The following is a 13,374-nucleotide window of genomic DNA, read 5'->3' on the forward strand; positions in this document are numbered from 1 at the left end:
CTAGCGGGAATTGAAAATTTGCGTAATCGGATAATTATCATGCAAAAAGTCAAACCGGGCAGTGATTTGCCCGGCTAATTGTTATGAAAGTGTAGCTAACCAGCCCGACTGGGTCATCCATTCTGTCATTGGTACAAGCGTGAACTCCACGCAAAGCAACCCGACGAGCGTCAGGACAAGGGTATAAGGCAGAGCCATCCATACCATGCGACCATAAGAGAGGCGAATCAACGGTGCCAGGGCGGAAGTCAGCAGAAACAGGAACGCCGCCTGACCGTTTGGCGTGGCCACGGAAGGCAGGTTGGTCCCGGTGTTAATCGCCACCGCTAACAGTTCATACTGATTAAGGCTGATGGTCCCATGCTCCAGGGCTGCTTTGGCTTCGTTGATGTAGATAGTGCCGACAAAAACGTTATCAGAAATAGACGACAGCAGACCGTTAAACAGATAGAACAGCGTTAATTGCGCGTGCTCAGAGGCTTGTAAAACGAACTGAATAATCGGAGAAAAGAGCTGCTGATCGATGATCACCGCAACAACAGAGAAGAACACGGTCAGCAGGGCGGTGAAGGGCAGCGACTCGGTAAAGGCTTTGCCAATAGCATGTTCGTCGGTAACGCCGGTTAACGATGTTGCCAGAATAATCACTGACAGACCAATTAATCCCACTTCCGCCAGATGCAGTGCCAGGGCGACCACCAGCCAGACGCCGATAATCGCCTGGATAATCAGTTTGATCTTGTCCTGGCGGGTTCTCTGCTGACGGCTCTGATCGTCAAATTTTTGCAGGACATCGCGGACGGTCTCCGGCAGCGTTTCGCCATAGCCAAACCAACGTAACTTCTCGACCAGCACGCAGGTTAGCAGACCGCAAATCAGTACCGGAACGGTGACTGGCGACATGCGCAGGAAGAAGTCGCCAAAGTGCCAGCCAGCTGCTTTGGCGATAATCAGGTTTTGCGGTTCGCCAACCATGGTCATTACGCCGCCTAACGCTGTACCGACGCCTGCGTGCATCATCAGACTACGCAGAAAACCACGGAACTGCTCCAGAACGACCTTATTGTGCTGATCGATATGGCTGTCATCGAGCATATTGTTATCTTCCCCTCGGGAAGAGGCCACGCGATGGTAGATGCCATAAAAACCGACCGCTACGCTTATCACCACGGCAACGACGGTCAACGCGTCAAGGAACGCGGAGAGGAAAGCGGCAGCAATACAAAAGGAGAGCGACAGCAGTGACTTGGAACGAATGCTGAGCAGAAGACGGGTGAAAATAAACAACAGCAGCTGCTTCATAAAGTAGATGCCTGCCACCATAAACATCAGCAGCAATAACACCTCAAGGTTGGCGGCAACTTCTTCGCGCACATGCGCGGCGCTGGTCATGCCAATGATGACGGCTTCAATGGCTAACAGCCCACCCGGCAGCAACGGATAACACTTGAGTGCCATCGCCAGCGTAAAAATGAACTCGGCCACCAACAGCCAGCCAGCAATAAAGGGATTGATGAAAAAGATAATCGGGTTAACGACTAAGAAGACGAGCAGTGCAAGTTTGTACCAGTCTGGCGACTGGCCTAAAAAATTGCGCCACATAGCGCGGCCCCATGATAGCTCCATGGTGATTTCCCTACCTTTAAAAATGAAATCATGTTGTTATGTTTGACCGCAAAGCTTAGCGGGAGGAGGGAGCACAGGCAAGCTCTTCACGTGAATGGCAAGGGTGAGTGTGCATCAGCGTTATCTGTAAAATGAAGCCTTGATCCACTTTTTCTTCATTTCGTCAGCTATCAGCTATGAAACCCGTCTGGTATGATAACTGTAACTATGTTTTGCTGTGTAATGGAATTATTACTATGGTCATTAAGGCGCAAAGCCCGGCGGGGTTCGCGGAAGAGTACATCATTGAGAGTATCTGGAATAACCGCTTCCCACCTGGCACTATTTTGCCCGCTGAACGTGAACTCTCTGAACTGATCGGAGTGACACGTACTACGTTGCGCGAAGTATTACAGCGTCTGGCGCGGGACGGCTGGTTGACCATTCAACACGGCAAACCGACGAAGGTGAATAACTTCTGGGAAACCTCTGGGCTGAATATCCTTGAAACGCTGGCGCGTCTCGATCACGAGAGCGTACCGCAGTTGATCGATAATCTGCTGTCTGTGCGCACCAACATTTCAACCATCTTTATCCGCACCGCGTTTCGCCAGCATCCTGATAAAGCGCAAGAGGTGTTGGCGACAGCTAATCAGGTAGCTGACCATGCTGATGCGTTCGCCGATCTGGACTATAACATTTTCCGCGGTCTGGCATTTGCGTCCGGTAATCCGATTTACGGTCTGATCCTCAACGGAATGAAAGGGTTATATACCCGCATTGGTCGTCATTATTTTGCCAATCCAGAAGCGCGTGGTCTGGCGCTGAGCTTCTATCGTAAGCTGTCAGAACTGTGCGAGCAGGGTGCTCATGAGCAGGTTTATGAAACGGTGCGCCGCTACGGTCACGATAGCGGCGAGATTTGGCATCGCATGCAGAAGAACCTGCCGGGCGATTTAGCTATTCAGGGACGCTAATTAAAAACCCCTCATTCGAGGGGTTTTGTTTTTACAGACCGTTCATCCTCGGCGGGCAACGCTCCAGCAGCTCCACGCTGCCATCTTCATTCTGCTGCTCCAGCATCACGTCAAAACCCCATAACCGGTGCACATGTTTCAGCACCTCTTTGCGGCCTTTATCCAGCGGGGCGCGGTTATGCGGAATATAACGCAAGGTGAGTGACCGGTCGCCACGCAGATCAACATTCCAGATTTGAATATTCGGCTCCAGATTGCTGAGGTTATATTGCGACGACAGTCGGCTACGAATTTCACGATATCCTTCCTCATTATGGATAGCGGAAATCTCCAGGTAATTGTGGCGATCGTCATCCAGCACGGTGAACAGGCGGAAATCGCGCATCACTTTTGGTGACAGGAACTGACTGATAAAGCTCTCATCTTTAAAATCGCGCATCGCGAAATGCAGGGTTTCCAGCCAGTCGGAACCGGCAATATCCGGGAACCAGTATCTGTCTTCCTCGGTGGGGGACTGACAGATACGCTTGATATCCTGGAACATCGCAAAGCCCAGCGCGTAAGGGTTTATCCCGCTATACCACGGGCTATTGTATGGCGGCTGGAATACCACGTTGGTGTGGCTATGCAGAAACTCCAGCATAAAACGTTCGGTAACTTTACCTTCATCATAAAGGTGGTTCAGGATGGTGTAATGCCAGAAGGTGGCCCAGCCTTCGTTCATCACCTGCGTTTGTTTCTGCGGATAAAAATACTGACTGACCTTGCGCACGATGCGTAACACCTCACGCTGCCAGGATTCCAGCAGCGGCGCGTTTTTCTCCATAAAATACAGCAGGTTTTCTTGCGGCTCGGAAGGATATCGCCGAGCTTCGGAAATGGTTTTCTCTTCCTCTTTCTTCGGAAGCGTGCGCCACAGCATATTCACCTGGCTTTGCAGATACTCTTCACGGCTTTTCTGCCGGGCTTTCTCTTCCTGTAGCGAGATTTTTTGTGGTCGTTTGTAACGGTCCACACCGTAGTTCATCAGCGCATGACAGGAGTCGAGGAGCTTTTCGACTTCATCTACACCGTAACGCTCTTCACACTGGGTAATGTAGTTTCGTGCGAAGATCAGATAGTCGACAATGGAACTGGCATCCGTCCAGCTACGGAACAGGTAGTTATTTTTGAAGAAAGAGTTATGTCCGTAGCAGGCATGCGCCATCACCAGCGCCTGCATGGTGATAGTGTTCTCTTCCATCAGATACGCGATACATGGATTGGAGTTAATGACGATTTCATAGGCCAGTCCCTGCTGACCATGCTTATACAAGCGCTCGGTTTCAATAAACTTCTTACCAAACGACCAGTGCGGATAGTTGATTGGCATCCCGACGCTGGAGTAGGCATCCATCATCTGTTCGGAGGTGATCACCTCGATTTGGTGCGGGTAGGTATCCAGTCTGTAGAGTTTCGCCACGCGGTCTATTTCCGCCAGATAGACATCCAGCAGATCAAACGTCCAGTCGGGTCCATCGCTTAACCGTGTGCTGTCCTTGTTCATGGAATCAATCGTAGCCATTCGCGCACCCTCATTGTTGGCGGCACTCTCTGTCTGGAGTACCTCATTTCAAGCATAGATCATGGTGTTAAAAAACGTGCTGTGGCAGAAATTTTTTCTTTGCGATTTCACGATAGCGAGGCGTGGAAAAAAGGCATGTCCGCAAAATTTTATGCTGGATAAAAATAACGCACAGCATGAGATTCCAAAGCAGTGAGTTCCCTACAATCACCGCTATATGTGAGATAAGTCACCATAAAAAAGCCATATGTTGAATAATATTTTCAACTGAGTTATCAAGATGTAATTAGATGATTGTTCTTTTACTGTTAACGGAGTGGCTATGCGAGTTGTCATACTGGGAAGTGGTGTCGTTGGCGTGACCAGCGCCTGGTACTTAAGTCAGGCTGGACACGATGTCACCGTCATTGATCGTGAGCCCGGTCCGGCACTGGAAACCAGTGCGGCAAATGCCGGACAAATCTCGCCAGGTTATGCAGCACCATGGGCGGCGCCAGGCGTACCGCTTAAAGCAATTAAATGGATGTTTCAGCGCCATGCCCCGCTGGCCGTCCGTCTCGACGGGACCCAGTTCCAGTTGAAATGGATGTGGCAAATGCTGCGCAACTGCGACACCAGCCACTACATGGAAAACAAAGGACGCATGGTGCGGCTGGCGGAATACAGCCGTGATTGTCTGAAAGCGCTGCGCGCTTCTACCGGCATTGAGTATGAAGGACGTCAGGGCGGAACGTTACAGCTGTTCCGTACGGCTCAACAGTATGAGAACGCCACCCGCGATATCGCCGTGCTCGAAGACGCGGGCGTGCCATATCAGTTGCTGGAAGCAAACCGCCTGGCTGAAGTCGAACCGGCACTGGCAGAAGTCGCGCACAAGCTGACCGGCGGTCTGCGTTTACCGAACGACGAAACCGGTGACTGCCAACTGTTTACCCAGCGCCTGGCGCAGATGGCCGAGCAAGCGGGCGTTACGTTCCGCTTTAACACCCCAGTTGATAAGCTGCTCAGCGAAGGTGAGCAAATATATGGCGTTCAGTGTGGCGAGGAAATCATTAAAGCCGATGCTTATGTGATGGCGTTTGGCTCTTACTCCACGGCGATGCTCAAAGGGATCGTGGATATTCCGGTCTATCCGCTGAAAGGTTATTCCTTGACCATTCCAGTGGCGCAGGATGACGGGGCACCGGTTTCTACTATCCTTGATGAAACTTACAAGATCGCCATTACTCGCTTTGATAACCGCATTCGCGTTGGCGGCATGGCGGAGATTGTTGGCTTCAATACCGAATTGCTGCAGCCACGCCGCGAAACGCTGGAGATGGTCGTACGTGATCTTTTCCCGCGCGGCGGTCATGTGGAACAGGCCACATTCTGGACCGGACTGCGCCCGATGACCCCGGACGGTACGCCGGTCGTGGGACGAACCCGCTTTAAGAATCTGCTACTCAATACCGGTCATGGCACGCTGGGCTGGACCATGGCCTGTGGATCCGGCCAGTTACTGAGCGATATTTTGTCTGGCCGTACCCCAGCCATTCCTTACGACGATTTGAGCGTGGCGCGTTACAGTCCGGGGTTTACCCCCTCTCGTCCACGGCATTTACACGGCGCACATAACTGATAAGGACGAGAGATGACCCGCCCGATACTGGCCAGCATTGACCTGCAGGCGTTGAAACAAAATCTGGCCATTACGCGCCAGGCCGCACCGGACGCCCGTGTCTGGTCGGTAGTGAAAGCCAATGCCTACGGACACGGCATTGAACGAGTATGGAATGCGCTGGGCACAACCGACGGTTTTGCCATGCTCAATCTTGAAGAGGCGATAACCCTGCGCGAGCGGGGATGGAAAGGCCCGATATTAATGCTGGAGGGTTTTTTCCACGCCGACGACCTGACGGTATATGACAAATATCGTCTGACAACGTGTGTGCATAGTAACTGGCAGCTTAAAGCATTGCAGAATGCGCGTCTGAATGCACCGCTCGATGTTTATCTGAAGGTGAACAGTGGCATGAACCGTCTGGGTTTCTTACCGGACAGAGTTTCCACGGTCTGGCAACAGCTGCGGGCAATGCCCAACGTCGGTGAAATGACGCTGATGTCGCACTTCGCGGATGCAGAACACCCGGATGGCATTCAGGAAGCGATGACGCGTATTGCGCAGGCGACAGAAGGGCTGGAGTGCAGACGATCACTGTCCAATTCAGCTGCCACGCTGTGGCATCCTGAAGCGCATTATGACTGGGTTCGCCCTGGCATCATCTTGTACGGTGCATCGCCGTCTGGACAGTGGCGAGACATCGCGAATACAGGTCTCAAACCTGTGATGACGTTAAGCAGCGAAATTATAGGCATACAAACGCTGAAAGCCGGCGATCGGGTCGGTTACGGTGGGCGTTACACTGCCAGTGGAGAGCAACGCATCGGCATTGTGGCGACCGGGTATGCAGATGGTTATCCGCGCCATGCGCCGAGCGGCACGCCAGTGCTGGTGGACGGCGTGCGCACCAAAACGGTCGGAACGGTCTCAATGGATATGCTGGCGGTTGACCTAACGCCATGTCCTCAGGCGGGGATCGGCACGCCGGTAGAGCTGTGGGGCAAAGAGATTAAAATTGACGATGTGGCCGCTGCTGCGGGTACGGTGGGCTACGAGCTGATGTGTTCGCTGGCGCTGCGCGTACCGGTTGTGACGGTGTAACTTTGTGAAATTGCCTGATGGCGCGCAGCTTTCAGGCCTGGAGAAGCAGTGTATTTTGTATGCCGGGTAGGCGCAGCCTCCACCCGGCAAAAACAGCTACGTTACTCATCCTCATCTTCAGCAACGCGAACACCAACCTTCAGCACCGCATTATCTTCTTTCTCGGCCACCGTCCAGATCATGCCAGCAAATTCCACCTGGTCACCGACGACCGGCGCGGCGCCTAACAGGTGCTGAACAATTTCACCCAGCGTTTGCTGTTTATCGCGATACTCTGTGCCATCGTCGAGGCCATATATCAGCGCCACGTCGGCATATTTTGCGCTGGCTTCGAGAATAAAATCCCCAAAGAAGCGCTGGTCTAACGATACCGGCGGCGACTGGCTGAATAGCTTGCCGAGAGCGGGGAGATCGCGCTCGCGACCAATGACGCACAACACGTCGCCTTCACGCAGGCGCGTGCTGCCCGACGGATGAAACAATACATTGTCACGAAACAGGGCGGCAATTCGCGTTTCTTCCGGCATATGCAGATCGCGCAATGCGGCTCCCACACACCACTTATCCGCGCTGAGCTGATAAACAAACTGCTCCCAAGGGTTATCCGGGTGAATATCCAGACCAATACGCGAAACGGGCCAGCCGACCGGCGGAACCACCACTTTGGCCTTTTTAGCCGCCCAGGAAAGCGACGTTCCCTGAAACAGCAGGGAGATCAGAACCACGAAGAAGGCCACATTAAAGAACAGACGCGCATTCTCCAGGCCCGCCATCATCGGGAAGACGGCAAGGATGATCGGCACCGCCCCGCGCAAGCCCACCCAACTGATAAAAATACGCTCGCGCAGATTGAAGCCACGGAACGGCAGCAGTCCGGCGAAGACCGACAGCGGACGTGCCACGAAAATCATCCACGCGGACAAAATCAGCGCCGGAATCGCGATAGGCAGCAGGTCGGACGGTGTGACCAGTAGCCCCAGCACCAGGAACATGGCGATTTGCGCCAGCCAGGCCAGGCCATCGAAGTTTTGCAGAATACCAAATCGGTTGCGGATCGGGCGATTACCCAGCAGGAAACCGCACAGATAAACCGCCAGAATACCGCTGCCTTCCAGCGCGGTAGTCAGAGCAAAAATGAGGATCCCGCCGCTTAAGGCCAGTAACGGATACAGCCCGGCAGGCAACGAAATGCGGTTAATCATTTGCTGCAGCAGGTAGCCGCCGCCGAGTCCCAGCACAATCCCTAAGCCAAACTGTTGGAGAATATGCACCGCGAACATCCAGCTTAAACCGGTCTCGTGGTTTTGGATCATGGCGATAAGCGTGATAGTCAAAAACACCGCCATCGGGTCATTACTCCCGGATTCAATTTCCAGTGTGGAGCCAACACGTTCGTTAAGCCCCTTACCGCCAAGCAGGGAAAAGACCGCCGCCGCGTCGGTGGAACCGACTATCGCGCCAATCAATAGTCCCTCGATGAGATCCAGATTAAACAACCATGCGGCCATCATGCCGGTAAGTCCGGAGGTAATCAGTACCCCGACGGTCGCCAGTGATAGTGCCGGACCCAGCGCGACGCGAAAAGAGCTGGCCTGGGTGCGCATGCCGCCGTCGAGCAGGATAACCGCCAGCGCCAGGTTACTCACCATGTAGGCAAAAGGGTAGTTGTCAAAAGGAATACCGCCGACACCGTCCACACCGGCTAACATCCCGATAGCGAGAAATATCACCAGAATAGGGATGCCAAGACGTGATGAGAATGAACTGAGTAAGATACTGCAGGTGACGAGAACGGAACCCAAAATAAAAAGGCTAATAATTGCTGCGGCATCCAACGTTCGTTTACTCCTGAATTACGCTGTTTCGTATTAACAAACCCTAACATAATAACGACAGAAACAGTGTTTTACTTAGCCCTGTTAGTGGCTTTTTTTACGATTTAAGTACCGGATGACCATTTATGGTGAGCTGAGCGCCATTTTTATCGTTTTTCAGCATCGCATTCGCCCCCAAAGGCAGGGTGACGGTGCGCTGTTCATGACCAAAATCGAGACCGCTGATTAACGGAACTGACAATCTGGCGCGGAGAAAAGCGCAAACCGAATCAAGGCTGTAACCGTCGTCATAGTCATTGGGCGCACTGCCGCTAAAACTGCCAAGAATGATGGCGTTCTGCCGCGCCAGAATTCCTGCGTGGTATAGTTGCAGCAGCATGCGTTCAATACGGAATGGGTGCTCATTAATGTCTTCCAGCACCAACACACCGTTTTCGATAGCGGGCATCCACGGCGTGCCCATCAGCGAAATGATCATCGCCAGATTTCCGCCCCATAGCGTACCTTCGGTCGTACATGCCGGGCCGTTACTCTGCCATTCGAGGGTAAATTGGGGATGACGCAAAGCCTGCCAGAAATGGTACTCGGTAAACGTGTTCATCTCCTCGGCACCGAAGTTAGCCGCCAGCATTGGGCCGCTGAAGGTAATCACATTCCCTTGCGCCAGCAAACCGCACTGAATCGCCGTAAAATCGCTGTGCCCGCAGAGCAACAGCGGGTTTTGCTGCTGACGGGCAGCCAGCCCCTGCCAGTCGATACCTTCCAGTAAACGGCTGGCGCCATAGCCTCCGCGTACCGCCATGACAATGGTATCGGGCGTTTGCAGATTTACGAGCGAGTTCACATCAGCCAGACGCTCTGCTTCGGTGCCTGCAAAACGCTGGCAGCGGCGCGTAATGACCGCCGAATTCTCGACCTGATGACCGGCCTCAGTAAGCCGCGCAAGCCCACGTAATGCAGCCTGCTGGTTGATACAGTAGCCCGAAGGGGCAATTAAGTGAAACCGGGACATGGCATTTCCTTGCTACAACTAAAACCAAATGTATATCATGCCGCGTAGGTATGTCGTTGTCACCTCAGCGACAGGTTCCGGCTATAAGGATAGATGACGTGAAATTGAGATGGTTTGCTTTTTTGGTTGTATTACTTGCGGGCTGTAGTTCAAAACAGGATTACAAAAATCCGCCATGGAATGCTGAAGTTCCGGTCAAACGCGCAATGCAATGGATGCCGATCAGTGAAAAAGCCGGTGCGGCCTGGGGTGTCAGCCCACAATTGATTACCGCTATCATCGCCATTGAATCTGGCGGAAATCCGAATGCGGTCAGTAAATCGAATGCGATTGGTCTGATGCAGCTAAAAGCGTCTACGTCAGGGCGCGATGTTTATCGTCGCATGGGATGGAGTGGAGAGCCGTCGACCAGCGAGCTGAAAAATCCTGAGCGTAATATTTCGATGGGCGCCGCCTACCTGAGTATTCTCGAAACCGGACCGCTGGCCGGAATTGAAGATCCGCAGGTGATGCAATATGCGGTGGTGGTGTCGTACGCCAACGGGGCGGGCGCTCTGCTGCGAACGTTCTCCTCCGACAGGAAAAAAGCGATCAATAAGATCAACGATCTCAGTCCGGATGAATTTATCGATTATGTGGCTGATAATCATCCGGCGCCGCAGGCTCCACGCTATATCTGGAAGCTTCAACAAGCGCTGGATGCGATGTAATTCAGGTGATTTTAATCGCGCACCTTATTTGCTTTTTCCCGGGCTTCGCGCTCAAGGGAAAAAATAATCCGCTGTAAGTTCCGCTCCACCGCCGGGCCGACGTTAAGAAAACGAAAGCTCAGGCGGGGAGTGGTAATGGTTTCGTTTTTGCTGTCGATAACTTTGCGCTCGCTAATAGAAATGAGCTGGGCGTCAACGTGGTACACCCCCCATTGCGCCATGTTCAGTTCAACGTGTGAGAAGCGCATGCCTTCTACCAGTCCCTCTGGCTTTGCCGTTTCTAACAGTCCACCCATGCCGCCGAGAGACAAATCGAACAGGCGAAAATGCAGAATGCTGTTGTCCGGCATCTTTGCCGCGCAGCGATAGGGGGGATGCAGCGGCGCACCGATACGGAAATATTCCCGGCGCTGAATAAACCACAGTGAAGGCGGCAGCGTTGAGATAAATGCCGGTAGCCGCTGATACTCGCCTTTTTTAAGCTGTGGCAGGGTGAATTCCACTTTGGCACCCTGCGTTTCGGCGATAACTGAGATCTGGCTGGCCCGCTGCACGGCCTGGTTTTCATATTCCTGACTGCCAAAGTCCATGACCAGTTCGTCCGGGCTGACAGCCAGTATTTTGCTGATGAACTGGCCACCTGACCAGGAGATACGCAGTGGAACCTGCTGCGAATTTAAGTCCCTGAGTACGCCTAACACCGCTAACGGATTTTGCTTCAGGAACTGCTCATTGTAGATACTCACACCTAATGACTCCTGGATGCCGGGTTTATCGTTGGATTATCGGCATCAAACGACAGAACTTAAGACAAATGGATGAAATTTTTTACTAAAGCCAATGAATTAAGTCTACGCGTAAAAGCGTCATCCAACAGCTTGCCTATACTTAATGCACTGGCGCGGGAATAACGAGCGCACATTCACTGGAAAGAGGGCCTGAAAATGGGAATTATTGCCTGGATTGTTTTTGGTCTGATTGCGGGTGTTATCGCCAAACTGATTATGCCGGGGCGCGATGGCGGCGGTTTTATCCTGACCTGTATCCTCGGTATCGTCGGTGCTGTGGTCGGCGGATGGCTGGCAACGATGTTTGGTATCGGCGGTGATGTCAGCGGATTTAATCTCCACAGCTTCCTGGTGGCCGTAGTCGGCGCGATTGTTGTGCTGGGTGTTTTCCGGCTTGTGCGACGAGATTAACTGAACGGCCCCTGCGGGGGCCGTTTCTTTGTAATAGAAAGTTCGTTATGGCGTCGGTTGCGTCTGCTTTTGAGGCTCAGTTGATGCTGCCCCAGCCGGGGTTGGACGCGATGCGGGGACGCTGTCACACGGTTTTTCTTTGGCGCAAATCAGGTCGAGCATTTTTAGGGTTACGCCGTTGGTCCAGCCGAACCCATCCTGCAACGGATATTCACCGCCGCCACCGCCAGTGCCAGTGGTGCTCACGTCATACTTTTCAACCAGCTTTTTTTCGCGATCGTAAGTGTGCTGCACGTTGGTGAGGAATCGCCAGGTGACGTCCATGGCGACGTTATCCTGACCGTAATTCTGTAACCCGGATGCTGCGACCCACTGGAGCGGGGCCCAACCGTTTGGCGCATCCCATTGCTGGCCGCTTTTCACCGAGGTGGTAGCAAGACCGCCGGGCTGCAGTAGATGCGCCTGGGTTGCCGCGGCGACCTTACTGGCGCGATCTTTTGCCGCCGCATTAACGTACAGCGGGAACAGGGCGGCGGCAGTAAGCTGATTACGTACTTTATGGCTCTTCAGATCGTAGTCGGCATACCAGCCCTCTTTGTCATTCCACAGGTGTTTTTCGATCCCTTTTTGCCGGTCATTGGCGAAGCCTTCGTACTGCGCGGCTTTGGCATCATCGCCGGCGGCTTTACTGGCGAGGGCGATCATTTTTTCCATTTTGTACATCAGCGCATTGAGATCGACCGGCACGATGCTGGTGGTACGCAAGGTGCCTAGCTGGTTGGGGTTATCCATCCAGCGGGAGCTAAAATCCCAGCCAGATGCGGCGGCGGAACGCAGGTCGCGGTAGATTTCGGTAGCCGGGCGGTTCGGGTTACTTTTGGCGGTGGCGATATCCTCCACCCATGACTCTGGCCTCGGTGTATCGCGGTCATCCCAGTAGCGGTTCAAAATGGTGCCGTCATCCAGCTTAACCACGCGCTTATTTTGCTGACCGGGCTGGAGCGTTTCGACGCCTTCCATCCAGTAGGTGTACTCTTTGAGCATTTGTGGAAGGTATTTTTTCAGCGCATCATCCCCGTCGTGTTGCGCCAGCAGTTCAACCATAAAGGCAAAGAACGGCGGTTGAGAACGGCTCAGATAATAGGTGCGGTTGCCATTTGGAATATGTCCCCAGGCATCAATCTCGTAAGCGAAGTTTGCCACCATGTCGGAAACCTTGTCCCAGTGATTACTTTCGGCAAGCCCCAGCATGGTGAAATAGCTGTCCCAATAATATATTTCGCGAAAACGTCCGCCTGGTACCACATATGGCTCCGGAAGCGGTAGCAGCGAGTCCCATTTTTCAGCATCGGTTGTCGAGCGGGTTAGCACTGGCCACAGCCCATCAATATGCTCGCGCAGCGATTGCCCGGCTGGTGGGACGTATTTCTCACCTTCTTTCGGTAAGGTAAAATTCACCCCGACAAAATGACGTAAATCGAATCCAGATTGATTCTTTTGCATTCGATAATCGGCGAGGATCATTAACGGATCACTATTGGGAACCGCGTCAGCAAAGGTTTTCTGGTCAGGGAAAAGTTTGGCCGTTTGTACATCGTTAAACAAAGGGCCAAGCAGAATATCAGGCGGTTGCGGTGTCGTTGCTGGCGCGTCCTCCGCATTGACGGTAAAAGAGGTAAAGGCAAAAAGGGTACTGGCAAGCGTCAGTTTTATCGCGACAGAAAGCAGGCCGGGATGGCGAATTTCTGGTGTTATCATCGGTTAATCT

At 53.0% G+C, this 13,374-nt stretch carries 11 protein-coding genes; 5 read left to right on the forward strand and 6 right to left on the reverse strand.

Annotated elements, in window-relative coordinates:
* Positions 1-81: 81 nt before the first annotated feature.
* Entirely contained in the window at positions 82-1,626 is a 1,545-nt protein-coding gene (gene nhaB, locus FDW92_RS09075) for a Na(+)/H(+) antiporter NhaB (protein ID WP_042307887.1), read from the reverse strand.
* Positions 1,627-1,862: 236 nt separating this feature from the next.
* On the opposite strand from nhaB, the gene fadR reads away from it, so the two are divergent.
* Positions 1,863-2,582: a fatty acid metabolism transcriptional regulator FadR gene (gene fadR / locus FDW92_RS09080; RefSeq protein WP_038641229.1), complete on the forward strand. Its 720-nt coding sequence runs from the start codon at positions 1,863-1,865 to the stop codon at positions 2,580-2,582.
* A gap of 31 nt (positions 2,583-2,613) precedes the next feature.
* Here fadR and FDW92_RS09085 read toward each other — a convergent pair whose 3' ends face one another.
* Entirely contained in the window at positions 2,614-4,146 is a 1,533-nt protein-coding gene (locus tag FDW92_RS09085; RefSeq protein ID WP_006684212.1) for a SpoVR family protein, read from the reverse strand.
* Between the two features lie 322 nt (positions 4,147-4,468).
* Between FDW92_RS09085 and FDW92_RS09090 the strand changes: the two genes are divergently transcribed.
* Both FDW92_RS09090 and dadX read left to right on the forward strand, forming a co-directional pair.
* Positions 4,469-5,767, forward strand: coding sequence for a D-amino acid dehydrogenase (locus FDW92_RS09090; protein WP_042307891.1), 1,299 nt, complete (start codon positions 4,469-4,471; stop codon positions 5,765-5,767).
* A gap of 12 nt (positions 5,768-5,779) precedes the next feature.
* Positions 5,780-6,850 carry a catabolic alanine racemase DadX gene (dadX, locus tag FDW92_RS09095; RefSeq protein WP_042307892.1) on the forward strand — a complete coding sequence of 357 codons (1,071 nt, stop codon included), beginning with the start codon at positions 5,780-5,782 and terminating at the stop codon, positions 6,848-6,850.
* A gap of 101 nt (positions 6,851-6,951) precedes the next feature.
* On the opposite strand, the gene FDW92_RS09100 is transcribed toward dadX, so the two are convergent.
* Positions 6,952-8,685, reverse strand: a complete 1,734-nt coding sequence (locus FDW92_RS09100; RefSeq protein WP_042307893.1) for a potassium/proton antiporter — start codon at positions 8,683-8,685, stop codon at positions 6,952-6,954.
* 97 nt (positions 8,686-8,782) lie between these two features.
* A complete protein-coding gene (gene ldcA, locus FDW92_RS09105) occupies positions 8,783-9,697 on the reverse strand; it encodes a muramoyltetrapeptide carboxypeptidase (protein ID WP_042307895.1) in 915 nt (304 codons plus the stop codon).
* A 98-nt stretch (positions 9,698-9,795) separates the two neighbouring features.
* On the opposite strand from ldcA, the gene emtA reads away from it, so the two are divergent.
* The gene (gene emtA, locus FDW92_RS09110) at positions 9,796-10,407 is read left to right on the forward strand and encodes a membrane-bound lytic murein transglycosylase EmtA (protein WP_042307896.1); all 612 of its coding nucleotides are present in this window, start codon (positions 9,796-9,798) and stop codon (positions 10,405-10,407) included.
* Positions 10,408-10,418: 11 nt separating this feature from the next.
* Here the strand turns inward: emtA and FDW92_RS09115 are convergent, their stop codons facing one another.
* Positions 10,419-11,153, reverse strand: a complete 735-nt coding sequence (locus FDW92_RS09115; RefSeq protein ID WP_042307898.1) for a flagellar brake protein — start codon at positions 11,151-11,153, stop codon at positions 10,419-10,421.
* 198 nt (positions 11,154-11,351) lie between these two features.
* On the opposite strand from FDW92_RS09115, the gene FDW92_RS09120 reads away from it, so the two are divergent.
* On the forward strand, positions 11,352-11,606 hold the full coding sequence (locus FDW92_RS09120) for a GlsB/YeaQ/YmgE family stress response membrane protein (protein ID WP_006684222.1): 255 nt from the start codon (positions 11,352-11,354) through the stop codon (positions 11,604-11,606).
* Between the two features lie 45 nt (positions 11,607-11,651).
* Here the strand turns inward: FDW92_RS09120 and FDW92_RS09125 are convergent, their stop codons facing one another.
* A complete protein-coding gene (locus tag FDW92_RS09125) occupies positions 11,652-13,364 on the reverse strand; it encodes an alpha,alpha-trehalase (protein ID WP_042307899.1) in 1,713 nt (570 codons plus the stop codon).
* Positions 13,365-13,374: the final 10 nt, after the last annotated feature.

Origin of the sequence: Citrobacter sp. wls706 (assembly GCF_005281305.1) — a bacterium.
Lineage (GTDB): Bacteria > Pseudomonadota > Gammaproteobacteria > Enterobacterales > Enterobacteriaceae > Citrobacter > Citrobacter werkmanii.